Annotated in this window: 16 protein-coding genes, 2 riboswitches and 1 other annotated feature; of the genes, 9 read left to right on the top strand and 7 right to left on the bottom strand. The window is 42.5% G+C overall.

Annotation, left to right across the window (positions count from 1 at the left end; genetic code table 11):
* Window positions 1–15: 15 nt before the first annotated feature.
* Window positions 16–148, top strand: a riboswitch (cobalamin riboswitch).
* Between the two features lie 156 nt (window positions 149–304).
* The 3 genes from metE (at window position 305) to metG (ending at window position 4,882) form a co-directional block, all read left to right on the top strand.
* A complete protein-coding gene (gene metE, locus AC0L13_RS00950) occupies window positions 305–2,605 on the top strand; it encodes a 5-methyltetrahydropteroyltriglutamate--homocysteine S-methyltransferase (RefSeq protein WP_473643034.1) in 2,301 nt (766 codons plus the stop codon).
* Between the two features lie 93 nt (window positions 2,606–2,698).
* Window positions 2,699–2,878 (top strand): hypothetical protein, encoded by a 180-nt coding sequence (locus AC0L13_RS00945; RefSeq protein ID WP_473643032.1) that lies wholly within the window; start codon window positions 2,699–2,701, stop codon window positions 2,876–2,878.
* A gap of 53 nt (window positions 2,879–2,931) precedes the next feature.
* Window positions 2,932–3,191: a binding site (T-box leader), on the top strand.
* Window positions 3,192–3,244: 53 nt separating this feature from the next.
* Window positions 3,245–4,882 carry a methionine--tRNA ligase gene (metG, locus tag AC0L13_RS00940; RefSeq protein WP_473643030.1) on the top strand — a complete coding sequence of 546 codons (1,638 nt, stop codon included), beginning with the start codon at window positions 3,245–3,247 and terminating at the stop codon, window positions 4,880–4,882.
* Window positions 4,883–4,952: 70 nt separating this feature from the next.
* Here the strand turns inward: metG and AC0L13_RS00935 are convergent, their stop codons facing one another.
* Window positions 4,953–5,642, bottom strand: coding sequence for a hypothetical protein (locus AC0L13_RS00935; RefSeq protein ID WP_473643028.1), 690 nt, complete (start codon window positions 5,640–5,642; stop codon window positions 4,953–4,955).
* Window positions 5,599–6,156 (bottom strand): sigma-70 family RNA polymerase sigma factor, encoded by a 558-nt coding sequence (locus AC0L13_RS00930; protein ID WP_473643026.1) that lies wholly within the window; start codon window positions 6,154–6,156, stop codon window positions 5,599–5,601. The genes AC0L13_RS00935 and AC0L13_RS00930 overlap by 44 nt, the downstream gene beginning before the upstream one ends.
* Window positions 6,157–6,662: 506 nt before the next feature.
* Between AC0L13_RS00930 and AC0L13_RS00925 the strand changes: the two genes are divergently transcribed.
* The 3 genes from AC0L13_RS00925 to AC0L13_RS00915 are packed head-to-tail and all read left to right on the top strand — an operon-like array spanning window position 6,663 to window position 8,994.
* Entirely contained in the window at window positions 6,663–7,520 is an 858-nt protein-coding gene (locus tag AC0L13_RS00925) for a hypothetical protein (protein WP_473643024.1), read from the top strand.
* Window positions 7,513–8,073 carry a hypothetical protein gene (locus tag AC0L13_RS00920; RefSeq protein ID WP_473643022.1) on the top strand — a complete coding sequence of 187 codons (561 nt, stop codon included), beginning with the start codon at window positions 7,513–7,515 and terminating at the stop codon, window positions 8,071–8,073. The genes AC0L13_RS00925 and AC0L13_RS00920 overlap by 8 nt, the downstream gene beginning before the upstream one ends.
* Window positions 8,074–8,103: 30 nt before the next feature.
* Window positions 8,104–8,994, top strand: a complete 891-nt coding sequence (locus AC0L13_RS00915) for a lysostaphin resistance A-like protein (protein WP_473643020.1) — start codon at window positions 8,104–8,106, stop codon at window positions 8,992–8,994.
* Between the two features lie 167 nt (window positions 8,995–9,161).
* Here the strand turns inward: AC0L13_RS00915 and AC0L13_RS00910 are convergent, their stop codons facing one another.
* From AC0L13_RS00910 to AC0L13_RS00895, 4 genes are all read right to left on the bottom strand, one after another.
* A complete protein-coding gene (locus tag AC0L13_RS00910) occupies window positions 9,162–10,040 on the bottom strand; it encodes a DMT family transporter (RefSeq protein ID WP_473643018.1) in 879 nt (292 codons plus the stop codon).
* Window positions 10,041–10,111: 71 nt separating this feature from the next.
* A complete protein-coding gene (locus AC0L13_RS00905; RefSeq protein WP_473643016.1) occupies window positions 10,112–10,525 on the bottom strand; it encodes an SRPBCC family protein in 414 nt (137 codons plus the stop codon).
* Window positions 10,526–10,542: 17 nt separating this feature from the next.
* Entirely contained in the window at window positions 10,543–11,544 is a 1,002-nt protein-coding gene (locus tag AC0L13_RS00900; RefSeq protein WP_473643015.1) for a hypothetical protein, read from the bottom strand.
* Between the two features lie 108 nt (window positions 11,545–11,652).
* A complete protein-coding gene (locus AC0L13_RS00895) occupies window positions 11,653–13,827 on the bottom strand; it encodes a YhgE/Pip domain-containing protein (RefSeq protein ID WP_473643013.1) in 2,175 nt (724 codons plus the stop codon).
* 127 nt (window positions 13,828–13,954) lie between these two features.
* Window positions 13,955–13,999, top strand: a riboswitch (PreQ1 riboswitch).
* A gap of 6 nt (window positions 14,000–14,005) precedes the next feature.
* Between AC0L13_RS00895 and AC0L13_RS00890 the strand changes: the two genes are divergently transcribed.
* Entirely contained in the window at window positions 14,006–14,491 is a 486-nt protein-coding gene (locus AC0L13_RS00890; RefSeq protein ID WP_473643011.1) for a QueT transporter family protein, read from the top strand.
* Window positions 14,492–14,533: 42 nt separating this feature from the next.
* Here the strand turns inward: AC0L13_RS00890 and AC0L13_RS00885 are convergent, their stop codons facing one another.
* A complete protein-coding gene (locus tag AC0L13_RS00885; protein WP_473643009.1) occupies window positions 14,534–14,911 on the bottom strand; it encodes a DUF2512 family protein in 378 nt (125 codons plus the stop codon).
* 125 nt (window positions 14,912–15,036) lie between these two features.
* Between AC0L13_RS00885 and AC0L13_RS00880 the strand changes: the two genes are divergently transcribed.
* A complete protein-coding gene (locus tag AC0L13_RS00880; RefSeq protein ID WP_473643007.1) occupies window positions 15,037–15,267 on the top strand; it encodes a helix-turn-helix domain-containing protein in 231 nt (76 codons plus the stop codon).
* Between the two features lie 266 nt (window positions 15,268–15,533).
* Window positions 15,534–17,051, top strand: a complete 1,518-nt coding sequence (locus AC0L13_RS00875) for a BCCT family transporter (RefSeq protein WP_473643005.1) — start codon at window positions 15,534–15,536, stop codon at window positions 17,049–17,051.
* The last annotated feature ends 24 nt before the right edge of the window (window positions 17,052–17,075 follow it).

Here is a 17,075-nt window from a genome sequence, read left to right as displayed (position 1 = left end):
TAATCAAATACAAAATCGTATAGCTAAGGAATAGGTGGTCTGAAATCTTTCAGATCTTAAATGGGAAGCCGGTGCAAATCCGACGCGGTCCCGCCACTGTGACAGCATTTCGCTGAAGCCAGACACCAGCCTATTTCAATAACGCTGCAAACCTACGGTAGATAGGATGGTGTTAGAATACATGCGCAAATCAGGTTGCATGCTTTTTCAGTATGCAATAGCCGTTTAAGCTGGCATTTTCGTACACTTCTAACCTTCCGTTAGAGGTGTTTTTTATTTCAAAAAAAGATGGGAGATGGGAAGTATGACAACAATCTGCAGTACGTTAGGATACCCTTATATCGGTGAAAATCGTGAATGGAAACGGAACTTGGAAGCTTTCTGGTCAGGCCATATAGGCGAAGAGCAATTGGTGAATGATATGCAAAAATTGCGGCTCGCCCACCTCCAAAAACAACAGGATGCAGGAATCGATAAAATTGCAGTCGGCGACTTCACATTTTACGATCGGATGTTGGATACGGCTGTTATGTTCGGTATGATTCCGGAACGTTACGATTGGCAAGGCGGCGCCGTTTCACTATCCACTTATTTTTCCATGGCTAGAGGAAATGATGATGTCGTCGCGAGCGAAATGACAAAATGGTTCAATACAAATTATCACTATATCGTGCCAGAGTTTGAGAATCGTAAACTTTCATTAACTGAAAACAAGCCTCTCAACGCTTATCGGGAAGCTAAAGAACTGTTAGGGATTGAAGGCAAGCCTGTGCTGATCGGCCCTTACACTTTTTTGAAGCTGTCAAAAGGGTATTCGGACAATGATATACCTGCCTTCTTATTGCATCTTCTCCCCCTTTACGAACAAATTTTAAAGGAACTGTCTGCGGCAGGAGTCCAATGGGTACAATTCGATGAACCTATTTTATCCACAAGCATTCAACAAGATGAGATGAAGACGGTTCACGAGATTTATAAGCAGCTGAAGACCGCCGCACCTGAGCTGAAGTTCATGATTCAAACGTATTTCGATTCAATCGAATGGTATAAGGAAACAGTGGAATTGCCTGTTGACGGAATCGGCTTCGATTTTGTGCATGGTTTGCAGAAGAACGTAAGCAATCTAAAGACACTCGGATTTCCTGCCGACAAAGTATTAGGAGTTGGCATTATTGACGGACGAAATATTTGGAGAGCCAATCTTCGAGAGAAGATCGAATTGGTACATACTCTTTCTTCTGTCGTACTATCTGAAAGAATGTGGATCCAGCCTTCGTGCAGCCTGCAGCATGTCCCCGTTACGACACGTTCAGAGCAAGCATTGGAAGCTACCATTAAAAATGCATTATCTTTTGCGGATGAGAAATTGCTTGAAATCCGTACGATTACCGCTAACTTGAATGGAGATGAAGAAACTGCATTTGGCGAGATTGAAGACAGCGTTGCAGCTTGCGAGCGTCTATCAGTGCTTCCTGAAAGGAACCGAGAAGACGTCAAAGCGGCTGTCAGCAAAATTTCCAGCAAAGACAGTGAGCGGAACCTTCCTTTTAATAAACGTAAGGAAGCTCAGCAATCAGCCTTTTCGCTTCCACTTCTGCCGACGACTACGATTGGCAGTTTCCCGCAAACGCCGGAAATTAGAAGGACAAGAACCAAATGGCGCAAAGGGGAAATTACGAATGAGCAGTATGAGGCGTTTATAAAAGAGAACATTCAATCTTGGATAGATATTCAAGAAGAGATTGGCCTTGATGTATTCGTTCACGGTGAATTCGAACGGACGGACATGGTTGAGTATTTCGGAGAAAAATTGGATGGCTTCACATTTACCGAAAAAGCTTGGGTTGTATCATACGGCTCCCGTTGTGTGAAACCACCTGTCATTTACGGGGACGTCGCTTTCAATCAACCGATGACTGTCGAGGAATCAGTCTATGCCCAATCCCTCACTGACAAACCAGTGAAAGGCATGCTGACAGGTCCTGTGACGATCTTGAATTGGTCTTTCGTTCGGGATGATATTTCGTTGGAGGAAGTAGCAAACCAACTGGCACTCGCCCTTCGGAAAGAAGTTTCCGCATTGGAATCTGCCGGCATCCATATGATCCAGGTTGACGAACCAGCCTTGCGCGAAGGCTTACCGCTGAAGAAAGAAAGATGGAATGACTATTTGGATTGGGCCGTAAACGCATTCCGTATCACAACAGCAGCAGCGGAAGAAACAACGCAAATCCATACGCATATGTGCTATTGCGACTTTAACGATTTCATCAACTCTATTAGCGCCTTGGATGCCGACGTCATCTCTATTGAAACATCAAGAAGCCACGGCGAACTTGTCCAAGCATTCAATGAGTTTCATTACGACAAAGGAATCGGTTTAGGCGTGTATGACATACATAGCCCACGCGTTCCGTCGACCGATGAAATGGCATCCATTATCGATAAAGGGCTTGAAGTGCTATCTCCTGACCAATTTTGGGTAAATCCCGACTGCGGCTTAAAAACGAGGAAGCATGAAGAAACCATCGCCTCCTTGCGCAATATGGTTGCAGCTGCAGAGCAAAAACGGGAACAGCTTCAAGTGCTCCAGGCAGACCATTGATAAACACATTGCCCGATTCCATAAGAATAGCCTTACACGCATAATCACCAGTCAACTAACACATGCTTTTATTCATCGGGAGGTGAATTTAGCATGACAAAAGAAAAGAAAATCAAAAAAGGCAATACGTTGGATCGTGAGGAATTCGGATACGGATTCGATATTAGCCCTGATGATATGGGCGTCATCGGGAAGAATGACAATGTGAAAAATAAAAACAACAAAACTAATGAAGATAAGAACGACCAAAAGCGTCCGCCTACGAATTGGTAAACACTATTGATTTCTCTGAATCAAACGACTATAATCATTTCAACTACATCTTACTAAAGGCAATGAGAGGGAAAAGTAAAAAGAGGATGTCGCCTAGAGAGCTTCTGTCGGTGGAAATGAAGTGGACAAATCTTTTGAACATGATCCTTGAGCCGCGCACTGAACGTCTTCGGACTAGTAGGATGCGACGAGAGTTGGCGCTTGTTATCCACGTCAAAGTATAACGCTTTTTTGGCGCGTACTTTTGGAGGCATTCAGCGTGAGCTGCTTGCGAAGTAAGGTGGTACCACGGGTGATAGACCCCGTCCTTATCGGTTTTTATCGATAGGGGCGGGGTTTTTTATTTTATTCAGAGGAGGAAATTACATGAGTGTTTTTATCGGAGGGGCTTGGCCGTATGCGAATGGATCGCTGCATCTTGGGCATATCGCGGCGCTGTTGCCGGGAGATATTTTAGCGAGGTATTACCGGTTGATAGGTGAGAAGGTTCTTTACGCCTCGGGAAGTGATTGCAACGGGACTCCTATTTCGATCCGGGCGAATACAGATGGAGTGTCTGTAAAGGAAATTGCTGACCGTTACCATACGGAATTTATCGTCTGTTTTTCAAGATTGGGATTCTCGTATGACATTTACACGCGGACGGACGGAAGATTTCACCACCAAGTTGTCCGGAATGTATTTTTAACGTTATTGGATTGCGGTTTTATCTTCAAAAAAGAAGTGGAACAGACATATTGCGAATTTGACGAGCGTTTTCTTCCCGACCGATTCGTCGAGGGGATTTGTCCATATTGCGGAAGCAGAGCGCGTGGTGATCAATGCGACAATTGCGGTTCCATATTGGATCCGCTTGATTTGACGGAGCGCACATGCAAGCTTTGTGGAAATGAGCCGACTGTACGGAAAACGGAGCATTTTTATTTCAAATTAAGTGCTTTTCAAGAGGAACTTGATAAATATGTTGCGGATGCCAAAACGGAAGGAAGATGGCGTGAAAACGCGATTCACCAATCTCAGCGTTATTTACGGGAAGGCCTTCGTGACCGTGCCGCCTCAAGAGATTTGACGAACGGCGTCGGCATTCCTGTCAGAGGCTATGAGGATAAGAAAGTGTATGTGTGGATCGAGGCGGTGACGGGCTATTATTCCGCGAGCCAGGAGTGGGCCGCTTTGAACCGCACCAATTTTGAAGAGTTTTGGAATGAAGATACGGTCTCCTACTATGTGCACGGCAAAGACAATATCCCCTTCCATACGATCATTTGGCCAGCCATTCTTATGGGGATTGGCAAAGAGGACGCATTGCCGTCACATGTCATTTCCAATGAATATTTGACATTGGAGAAGCGCAAATTGTCGACGAGCCAAAATTGGGCAGTTTGGGTGCCGGATATTTTGGATCGCTATCACCCCGATTCGGTGCGGTATTTTTTGACTGCGAATGCTCCGGAAAATCGAGATGCTGATTTTTCATGGCGCGAGTTCATTTATAGCCATAACTCCGAACTTTTGGGCGCTTACGGGAATTTCGTGAACCGGACGTTGAAGTTTATCGAGAAATCGTATGACGGCGTTGTCCCAGATGCGGAGATTAATGGGGAAATTAAAAAGACCGTTGTGGATCTTTACAGAATTGTCGGCGAGCGCATCGAGACTGGACATTTTAAAGAAGCGATTGAAACGATATTCGATTTTATCCGACGAGCTAATAAATACTTTGACGATGAGAAGCCTTGGATTCAGGTCAATGAGGATGCAGCGGCATGTGAACGGACAATGGCGACATGCGTATATATCATCGCAAACTTAGCCCAGCTCCTCTCCCCTTTCCTACCGTTTTCGAGCGAGGAAGTGCAAACGATGCTTAAACTGCGAAAACCCGAATGGAAGGAAATCGAACTTGGAGAATTGGTATTGCCTCGTGTGAAACCGCTGTTTGAAAGGATTGATACAGGACAGATTGATGTGGAAGTAGAAAGGCTGGAAAAACAAGCTTTGTAAAACATGGCCGCCATGCACAGTCACAATTTGTGTTCGTTGGATTGTGTCTGTGCATGGTAGCTTAGCTTGTTTATTGGTCTAGCGGTCCAAACAGAATGATATCTTTAGAGAATTGTATACTGCTTATTGTGTTTTTATCATGAATATCAACAAAGCAGTTAAAGTGCCACTTTTTGTATAAAGAATCTCCGACTGAGAATCTGACTATACCATGACCCCGCTCTTCATTATAAACTTCATAATCGGGTCTTCCAAAAATCTTTATCATGTCTTCCTTCGTAATGTGAGGGATGTTACTAATACTAGTAAACTTTAATTCATCTTTAGTAAATTGCAAATAGATGTCTCCATACGTAAATACGGTATCAATTTCACTAAGTGTTTTAACAGTGTTAGGTTCACCTAATAATCCTTTAACTTCATCCAACGTCATACCGTAGGTTATAGAAGGAACGGGACTAAATATACCATTCTTTGCATCGATCAATAGTTGTTCATTTAATTCAAGCGGATAAAACTGTGAGCCAGAATCGCGGCCTATTAAATTTCCATCCTTGATTTGTATAGTCGATAGCAATAATACACAAAAGATTAATACTGAAAAGGTGGATGAAAGGATAAGTTTCGTATTAAAAAGGTTCTTCTTTTTTGCATCTAATTTATTTAAAACAACACTCCTATGTTCTTGACTAAACACCAAATCCTTAAAAACGGAGTTATTCATATCCTCTTTCAATTCCATCAATTGCTTTTCTAACATCCACATCACCTTTTTCTAATTTACTTTTTAACAGTTCTCTCGATTTAACAATTCTTGACTTTAATGTATTCTCATTAACGACCAACAGCGTAGAGATTTCCCTAATATTTAGTTCCTCAAAGTAATATAAAAAAAGTATTTCCCTGTATTTGATTGGTAGGTTCATAATGCTGTTTATCAGATGCTTTTTACCTTCGCTTAACATTACTAGTCGTTCAGGCGTATTTATTTCTTCGTCACGAGAAAATATACTAAGGTGACTAGTTACTATCGTGTATTTATGACTCCAACTTTTAAGATAGTCTTTGCACTTGTTGATCGCAATTCGATATAACCAAGTCTTCAATGTTGAGTCACCTTTAAAATCATCTAACTTCATGTAACAAGTAAGAAAAACTTCTTGTGTAATCTCCTCCGAAATCTGATTATTTTTAACATATGAATAGCAAAGTTTAAACACGCTTGTACCATATGTCTTCATAATTTCATCCAATGTCTCTTTTTTATAATCCAATTGTCACCCCCCCTTCAATGCTCTTCAATTATTAGACGACTCTAAGAAATTAATAGTTGAAAAATTCTAGTTAAATAACAGGATAACAAAAATTCACAAAACTTTTATGTGTTCCCATCATTTTATTTATTTTTCGGATGAGGGGATCATTCCGGCATCTGAGGGCGATTGGTAAGTGTATCGGCGATAAATTCAAGAGAGTCGGTGATAACCACGAGCAAGCCGGTGATAACCAGCTGCGAGTCGATGATAAACTTCTTTCAACATCATAAACAGATGGACGACTATAAAAAACTACATATTAATGCATAAAAAGGCTCCTAATTAATGGTTGAACGGTAATAAAGACGAGCTGAGTGGTGATAAACTCTTGATTCGGTGGTGACGGGGTGCGAATCGGTGGTAAACTTCCCTCCTCCACAATTTTAAATAAATTAACAGGTGCATTCCCACATCTGATTTGAGACAATAAACGGACAAAGGAAAAGGTTGGAAGGAGGATGACTGTGAAAGAACGTTATTTCTGGGCGGCACTCGGACTTATTGCAATCAGTTGGATTGCGAATTCATTATACGCACACTCGAAACAATTGGATGAGCCCATTTTTCTAGATCATTATATAGAAACGACGACGGATGAACATGACCATAACTATGTCACCTTCTACTACATAGCGAATAAAAACGATCACTCTTATATCAATTATATAAGATTAGGTGATGTCGAAGGCTTTCCGCAGCGTGACTTTTTCTATACGGATACCGCTGCTCCTTATGCAATTGACACGTATAATCATCAAGATTTAAGAAGCATAACAGTCAAATTACGGTCGTTCAGCGATAATACAGAGGAACAATCATTCAACGAAATGGAAGTGTTTTATTCAGACGGAAGATCATCAACCGCGTCCATCGGGGAAGTGATCATCCATCCAAAGAGGTACTATTGGAATGAAGACACTAGGGCGTTAGAGCAGCCATCTAGCGGAAGCAGTAATGACGGTTCGAGTTGGGATACATTCCGAGCAACCGAGCCATCGGCAATCGAGAAGATCGACTTCCCTTTCAATGAACCGATTGAAGACAGGTTCAGCTTCACGATCAGCGGTAAACAAACGGAGCAACCGCTGGATTCCCTCAAGCTTCCAATTCAATTAGAGAAGGATAAATCTGTGACATTCAGAGTCAATTTTAAAGAAAAAAGTTTTGTGAACCCTTTCGAATTCGCCATCCGTATATCTGGAACAACGGAGCAGGGAAAACCATTCACAAACTATGCTCACTACAATCTTTTCCCATATTTAACACAGGACGACGTGAATCGAATCATCGAGGAGAAGACAGGGAGGGATTCGGGTGAATAAAGCGTTGCGCTATATGTTCTGGGGTTACCTTTTCATCTTCTTCCGACTCCATGTCATGATTGACCTGTTCATGGACCCTATCGGTTATTATTTGATCTTCGCCGGATGTACTAGGCTTGTAGATGCTTTTCCTAGAGCAAAAAAGGCAATGATTGTCGGATTGATTGGCATGCTTGTGTCCGTGCCTTCTGTATTTGTGAACCTAACCGATACCACGCTGTCTATCGGGTGGTCTATCTATGGGACGCTTTTGTCAGTACTTAAACTAGTGATTGCCTATTATTTATTCAACGTATTGATAGATGTAGTTAAAATGGTTGGCAATCAATCGCTGCAAAATCGGACGAAAACAACTCTTAAATTTTATGTCTCTATTCACCTTTTCTCCTTGGCACTCCTATCGTTTTCAATGAATGTCGCAGGCGATGGATGGGTAGCTTTATCGTTAATTTCAGTAATTGGCGTTCTTATCATGGATGTTCTATTTTTACTTTTGATCGGAGCTATTCGACGCGTTTCACCTAAAGATCATCGAATCAGTTATTCTATTTAGCATATATTTGAGTAGAATGGAGGGAATTATTTGTTCAAAAACAATTCAAATCAAGTGCGCGCGGGCTGGCTGATCTTTTTGGCGTTCGCATCGATGTTCATCACACAGCAGATTTTTGCGCTGCCTGGAGGAGTTTTGCTCGCAATCGTCGATTTCCCGTTTCAAGACGGAAATTACGATATGGATATCATGGCTGCATTCGACAGACATCCATGGATTTTTCTATTAACCCAAGGTGGCGGGACAGTTGGCGGAATGCTTGCAACGGTATTGTTATGGCGTTTTGTCAATAAAGGAACGTTGAAAGAGTTGGGCTTCAGAGGATCGCTGAAAGATTTAGGTTTCGGCCTTTTGCTTGGAGCTGTGTCCATCGCTATCATTTTCTTTATTCTATTGGCTTCCGGTAATGTGATAATGCTTAATTCATTCACGAATCCCGAGTTTTCCGTGTATGCATTTTCCTTTCTTGTTTTATTCATTCTCGTCGGCTTTTTCGAAGAGATGTTTTTCAGAGGGTACGTTATGTCGACGATGGAGAAGCGCGGAAATCCGAAATGGCTCGTCTATGTCGTCTCTGCGGTCGTGTTCAGTTTGGCACACGGAACGAATCCGAATGTCAGTGTATTAGGATTGGTCAACATCGCATTAGTCGGTATCTTATTCGCCTATATGTTCGACGCGACGAAGAGCTTATGGCTGCCGATCGGCTATCATATTACATGGAATTACTTTCAAGGGAATGTTTTCGGATTTGCAGTGAGCGGAACTGCGCCGCATGGGATTTATAATGTGTCTGTGGAAGATGGGAATGCATGGCTGACAGGTGGAGCGTTCGGATTGGAAGGCGGCATACTGGCGTCGTTGTTAATTATTATAGGTTTTTTTGCGACAAGGCTGTATGTGAAGTTGAAGGCGGAGTAATGCTGTGACCGTCCGTTATGCGTGATTTTAGCGATTTATGCGCGATTATAGGAAATTATGCGTAGTTTTATTGATTTATGAGCGAATTTATCGTTTTATGCGCTTTTGCGGCGTTTTATGCGTAGTTGGAACGATTTATGCGTAATTAGAATGTGATGTAAGGCTGCCTATTGAATGGCAGCCTTTTCTTTTCGCCCGCTGAACGTTAACACGAGGATTCCGCCTAATAGTAGGGCGATTCCGCTCCATGAAACAAGATCCAGCCTTTCCCCTACGACGATTACGCTTAAAATAGCGGCGGTTAACGGTTCGGCCAAAGAAAGTGTCACGGCGGATGACGAAGGGATATGCCGTAGACCTGTTGAAAATAAGATATACGCCACGCTTGTTGCCGCAATGCCGAGATAAATCATTGTCGAGATGCCGGGAACGGTGAGCAACCCTTCCGTTTCAAAAATGAAAAGAAATGGCATGAGCATAATGGCGCTCACTGAGAAAATGACAGCGACTGAAGGAATCGCATCCGCTTTCTCCAATACTTCTTTGTTGAATAATGTATAAAAGGCAAATAGAAGTCCGGCGATTAAAGATAGCGAGATGCCGACCGGGTTGACGACGAGTCCCTCTTTATTCGAAAATAATAATATACATCCGACAATGGCAAGCGATGTTGCCGTCAACCATACTTTTGACGGGCGCTTTTTCAATAGTAGCCATTCAATGACACCTGAGAACATCGGCGCACTCCCGATTGCTACAACTGTTCCGATGGCAATTCCGGTCAACCGAATAGATGTAAAAAAGCAGTATTGGAAGATCGCCATCGCCAATGCTGAAAGAATTGTCGCTTTCCATGGCCAGTTCCGAAAATCGATTTTGCGAAGAAGAAGCATGATAACAAGTAATGTGAAGCCGCCTACTGCGAGTCTTGAGGCACCGACCGCCAATGGATGGACCGTTTGCGGCATGAAAGTTTGCGCAGTGCCGGTCGTCCCCCAGAGCACCGCCCCTAATAGGACAACTATGAATGCTAAGCGTTGTGACAAAGAAATCCCCTCCCCCAATATATTGAATATATCATGATATTGAAGGAGGGTGTATGAATTCTCGCAATTATTTAGTTGTTTGACTCAATCGTTTTTTTCAGCTTCGCCAATAGTCCATCCCAGCCTCCGGACATGCGCGGTCGAACGACATCATGCGATTCGCCGAACTCCGTTTGCTTGCCATCCTCCCAGCCGGCATGAATGAAGGTCAATTCAGTTTGGTCATCGATCCCCTTCAATTCAAAGTGAACTTGCCAATCCTTTCCCCAGTCGAATGACAGACGATTTGACGGTTGGACTTCAGTTACTTTACATAGTGATTCTCCCCATGGACCTGCTTGCAAAGTGAATTCCTTTCCTTCGACCGGTTCCATATCATTCGGCATGAACCAAGCGCCAATCCCATCAGCTGTTGAGACGTACGGCCATACTGTTTCGATAGGTGCATAGATAACGATGTTTTTTCTGATTTCTGTTGTAGACATTTGGTTCTCTCCTTATTTTAACGAATGAAATCAAGTCTTTGAAACTTCTCTCGAATCTCAGGATGAATCCGATTCTCCTCCTTCATTATTATATCTTCTGTTTCGATATCTTTGAATACATCATGAATTGATTGTAATTGATTCATTTGCTCAGCAGTCGGCGGCTTGTTAATTAGTTGGTTCAACATGTCAATCGTGCCATCTAAAGAAACATTCAGCTCCCGATTCAACTCCGCAGCCATCTCCAGCAATCGCTCAGCATTATAAGCACCTTCTAAGATCGGTTCAATGATTGCCCTTCTCTCCTCATTATCCTGAAGGCTATTCTCACTAGCTTCTAGAACCGGCAACATTTTAGTTGTAAATGCCATGTTCATTAATTTATATGCATCGTTGAAAAAGGCATAGGAGGCCGGCTCGTTATCCTGATCATTTGTATTTTCTTTCTTATAAAAAGTCTCTTTCTGATATCCATTTTCATTTTTATCGTATGTGAATTTCTGTACCTTACTATCAGAATGCGACCTCATAATCATCACAATTCCCGGTTTCCCATCAAATCTTGCCGTACTGAAATCAATCGAGCCTAGCTGAACAAAGTCATCAAAAAGCGGGTAGGTTTTCTCGCCGTCTTTTACTACTAACAACCAGGTTTGTCCATCGTCCCAAGTAAAGACCCCATTTTCCGTTTTTCCAGCATTCACATGTAATTCAATTACTTCCTCTTCGCCATCCCCATCCATGTCCAATGCGGTTGTCTTATATAAAGTTTGCGGATACTTTTCAATATCTTTTGCGATAATCATCGAATAATCATTATTTACTTGTTGATTCAAGTCTAGCTCGAGCGCCTTTTTTTCCTCCTCTAACGTATTTACAAGAGCATCTTTTTCTAATGAGATTTGCTCGATTTGCTTTTTCAGTTCATTAATTTCGTTAGTCTGATCTGCATTTGTCTGGTCCGTGCAGCCGCTTAGTATGCCGATCAAGCACACGCCTCCTAGCAAGAGTTTCCTCATTCCCAATCCCCCTGTGTTTATCAATACGACACTTCCACTATTGGTACGTTCTTAACGACTAATTCGTTTCAATAATCAAAAATCAACTCATGCAGTGAACGCCATCCCTCAATGAAACAGCCCCGATTCCCGTGATTTTCTTAATAATTGATGGGTTTTCCGGTTCACAATCTTTTTCAGGAAGATGCCTATTAATAAAAAGATGATTCCTGTAATGAGCAGAAATGTGACGTTCGTGATGACCCGTTGCCAAACAATGCCGCCGACTGCTTCTCTCATTAAATCGATCGCATACGTGAAAGGGAGACCGGGATTGATCCATTGAAAGAAACGTGGCAAGAGCGCAACTGGATACGTGCCGCCGGAACCGGCAATTTGCAGAACGAGCATGATGATTGCAAGCGCCTTTCCGACATCTCCGAATAAAGAGACGAGCGTGTAGACGAATATCATGAACACCGTACTGATGAAAAGACCGAAAACGATGAACCAGACTGGATCCTTTGCATGAACACCAAGGATTATCAGATCGCCGACTATAACGATAAGAGTTTGGAGCAGACCGATAGCAAGGAATGTAAAAAGGCGCCCTGCGTAAATATGTCTGCTGCTCATCCCATCCACATTTTCAACATCCGTAGCAAGAAGGGAGATGAGAAGAAGGCAGCCAACCCAGATGGCAAGCACGGTGTAAAATGGCGTCATGCCTGTTCCGTAATTTTCGATAGGGAATAATTTATTTTCATTTAACAATATCGGTTCCTCAAAAAAGCTGCGCTCCGCTTGCGGATCATTCCGAAGCAATTGGATAATTTCATTGATGTCCGTTTCACCTTGAATGGTACGAATTTTGTCAGCAAGATTTCCCACTCTATCCGCGATGTAAGGGTACTCGTTCAATGCTTTTTCCGACAGCTCGATTCCCTCAGTAATATGCTTAGAGGTACTTGCCAGAATTCGCTCCACCTCAGGGACAGTCGATTGTATTGACGTCAGTAACGATTTAGCCTGTTGCAGCGTTTTTTTGGCACGTACTGTTTCCGCGATGACGGTCGGTTCGATTGTATTTTTATATTCATCAAGAAATTGATCCAGCCGAACGGTTGCATTCTCCGATAACCGTTCTAAATTTGTCAATGTTTGTTTCAGTTGCTGTTGCTTACCTTCAACTAATCCATTAAGCGAGTTAGCATTCGTTTGCGCTTCTTCCAGTAAGTTTTGTAATTCCGTCGTCTTGTCGATTGCCTTTTGCAATCGCTCTTGCTGCTCCGCACTTGGCTGTTCTTCGTTGCTTGCTACATCTTGCAACCACCGGAGATCCGCTTCCACCGATCCAACATTCTGGATTGTCTCTGTCATTTTAGCGTTAAGCTGCTCTTTCACACGCTCAATTTCTGTAAAATCCAATTTAACGTTATACACTTTTCCTAAAAACTCGTTCGTTTCCTTTGAAATCGCAGACGCTCGTTGCAAATCACTTTTCACCTTAGGAGCAATTTCATTCAGCCTAGCTTCCGCATTATCCAAAAAGGTCAATGCACGGTTCACCGTCGTCAATCCGTCCGCAACCGATTGTTTTGCTGTCGGCATTTTCTTTTGCGCTTTATGAATCAAATCTTGTGCTGACACTGCGTCTCGTCTTGTGCTTTTCAACAAATCATGTATATGCGGCAGTTGCTCTTCCATGTCAAAAATATAGTTCTCAAACTTTTTGACATCCGGCATATCGTGTTGAAGCTCAATACCAAGCCGATTAAACTGGTCAAAAATAACACCGTTCACCGTTGAGATGAATTGTCTGCTCACTTTATCGACAATGACGCTTGCACCTTTTTCAGTAATTTTAGGGGCAATCGAATTGATTTTTTCATTCACATAATAATCGATCTCCGCTTTTTCGGGATGATCGGAAATAACGGAACTGAGCTTTTCCGAAAAATCCTTTGGGATAATTAACACGGCAAAATAATCCCCGTACTCAATCCGTTCCATCGCCTGCGTCCGAGTAGTGAATTGCCAAGCCATATCCCGATTTCCTTTCAGCGTATCAACAAGCTGCGCGCCGACATCAAAATGCTCACCTCGAACAGCCGCCCCGACATCCTCATTGACGACGGCGACCGGCAGATGACTTGTTTTACCATAAGGATCCCATGTCGCATAAATATTGAACCATGCATACAAGGATGGAAGAAAAATGAGCCCGCCAATCAACACAGCCGCCACCCAGTTTTGGCTAATATTCTTAACGTCAGTCATGAAAATGGACCAGCTTTTCCGCATATCGCTCCCTCTTTCAACGATCATTCATTTGAAAATAGCATACCCGTATTCAAGGTAAATCAGCGGTCCGAATAAAACAGCTATTGAACGTTCAATAGTCCTATGGTAAACTAAAAGGTAGGCTTTTTGCCACGTGGTTCGCGAACCTCCCACGAAAAAAAACTAAGGAGAAATGAATATGAAAGTAAAAATGATGGCAACGAGCGGTATTATCGCTGCGTTGTATGTTGCTGTGACGTTTTTGATTGCCCCGTTCGGGTTCACAAACATCCAGTTCCGCTTGTCTGAGATGTTCAATCATCTCGTTGTGTTCAATAAAAAATATATCGTTGGTGTCGTATTGGGCGTATTTATCGCCAACATGCTCTTTTCCGAACTCGGGCCGATCGATCTTGTATTCGGTGTTGGGCAATCCGTAATCGCTCTATCGATTACAATCCTATCCGCTAAGTTCATCAATGGGCTTTACAAACGGATGTTTTTCAATACAATCGTCTTCACGTTTACGATGGTCCTCATAGCATGGGAATTGAACATCGCGCTGGAGTTTCCTTTCTTACTGACATGGTTCTTCGTCGCAACCAGCGAATTTATCGTCATGACAGTCGGCATTCCTATTATGGTTGCTTTGGATAAACGGCTCAATTTCAGCAAACTCATATAAAAAAACGAGAGTGGCTTTGCAAAATGCCATTCTCGTTTTTTCTTACGTTTCATCTATATATGTGCTCCCGAAATGCGTTTTCAAAAGCCAAGAATGAAAAAAGTATTCCCCTACACTTACAATTACCCCTGTCAAAAATGCTTCTCCCATGGAATTCGTATATCCCAGCAAATGTAAACCACCCCACAAAACAATAAACCCTAACAATATATCTCCAATTGTCGCAGCCATATTCCCAATTCTCGGGAGTATCACCATATCGCCTAAATAGGAAATGAGTAATAAAGCGATTCCTAAAATGGTCGAGTGCCAGAAAGATACCCCGTTAAATAATGTTAAAACAATCCATAGAACCGGAAAAATCATTATTGCTTTAATCAAAATAGATCTTCCATGGTTCACGTTAGATTCTTCATTCATATTGATTGCTACCTCCATTCGTCTAGTTCTTTTTAAATTGCCCAAGTACATGCAAAATATAAAGGAAGGAAGGCTATCGGTAGTATTCGTTTATAATGTAAAGAAAACAGAAGGAGAGTTTTGGTATGTATATGACAATTGAAGAAACAGCAGAATATTTAGGGATGCCGGTCGAGCAAGTCCGGAAGTATGTTTGGGGAGGACGCATACGAGCTGTGCATGACGGCGAACAATATCTTATAAATCAAAGTCAGTTTGGCACTTATTTCAATCAGCTCGAGACGTTAAAAAAGCAGATTGAAGACTATTTGAGTGAACCATTGCCTCCAGATCTTGATATTAAAGACGAGGATTAAAAGTCGGTATAAGGGGTAAAATGAAAACAGGGATGTGCTCTAGTCAAAAAGACACATTTTTTTTATTCAATCTAAACCGGATTCACAATCCAGAACTTTCTATTTATTCCCACCAGACACCTACCGGATGCACTTTATACATGTTTATAAAAAAATAAAACAAGCTGTTTGTGTAAGTGTTTACATTTTCACCCCTTTTGCTTTCCTGCTATATGATTGGTATAGTATGTAGTCGTTTCAAAAATTCATGATCCATAGGGGGAAACATGCGAAAAATATCAAATGTATTTTATATAACAATCGGCCTGATCATCTTGGCGGTCGGCTATGGAGTGGCTGCGGCGGAAAGTTTTGAAGCCGTCACAACTTCCATAAAATCCTTCGTTTCATCTTCATTCGGATGGTATTACATGCTTCTGCTTTCATTTCTTCTTGTGCTTAGCCTTTTCTTCATTTTTAGTCCCTTTGGAAAAGTGCGTTTAGGTCAAGATACGGACCGTCCAGCGTTTACGATGATCACTTGGATTGCCATGCTGTTCTCTGCAGGTATGGGCATCGGGCTAGTCTTTTACGGGGCTGCGGAACCGTTATCCCATTACGCCATCAATCCTGCTACAGCCGAGCCTAATTCAGACGCAGCCTTCAAAGAGGCAATGCGCTACTCGTTTTTCCATTGGGGCTTGCATGTATGGGCGATGTACGGAATCGTCGGTCTTGCACTTGCCTATTTCCAATTCCGCAAAGGAGAACCGGGGTTAATTTCAGCAACATTGAAGCCGATTTTCGGTAAAAAAATGGAGGGCCCATGGGGTGTCCTCGTTGATGTACTTGCCGTTTTTGCAACAGCTTTTGGCGTTGCCACTTCTCTCGGCTTCGGTGCTGTTCAAATTAACGCAGGGCTGAATTATCTTTTTGGCTTTACAATCGGGTTTTCTTCACAACTAATAATTATTGCAGTCGTCACAGTACTTTTTGTGATGTCCGCTTGGTCAGGGCTTAGCAAAGGGATTAAGTATTTGTCGAATACAAACCTGATTCTTGCTCTTGCCATATTAGGCTTCGTCCTCATCGTAGGGCCGACTTTGCTTATATTCAATGTGTTCACCGATTCAATTGGAGGTTATCTTGCCAATCTCGTTTCGATGAGTTTCCGTACTGCTCCATTGAACGATGCTCACCGTGAATGGCTTGATACCTGGACGATCTTCTATTGGGCTTGGTGGATCTCTTGGGCACCATTTGTCAGCATGTTTATCGCACGTGTATCGAAAGGAAGAACGATCAGGGAATTCATGGTTGTGGTCATGTTGGCACCAACCATTTTGAGTGCTTTCTGGTTTTCAGCTTTCGGGACAACCGCTATCAATATGCAACGTGAAGGGATTGCAGACTTAGCGAAAACAGATACTGAACTAACGATTTTTGAAATGTTCCATTCGATGCCATGGTCATTCTTCATTTCTGTAGTCGCAGTTCTTCTCATTGCATCGTTTTTCATCACTTCCGCGGACTCAGCGACGTTCGTATTAGGCATGCAGTCCACGTATGGTTCATTGACCCCGCCGAATAACGTGAAGATTATTTGGGGTGTCATCCAGTCAGCCATTGCGATTATACTATTATCCGTAAACGGATTGACTGCGCTCCAAAACACGATCATCATTGCCGCCTTGCCGTTCTCCTTCATCATTTTGCTAATGATCGTTTCTCTGATCAAAGCATTGCAAAGTGAACGGCCTAAGAGTGAGCGACCAAGAAAACAGAAAGTGAAAGACAGCGTATAATGAAAACAAAAAAGTGGAGGGTGG

The sequence above is a fragment of the Sporosarcina sp. QA0331 genome (assembly GCF_055808055.1).
This window is presented reverse-complemented; position numbering and strand designations above follow the sequence as displayed.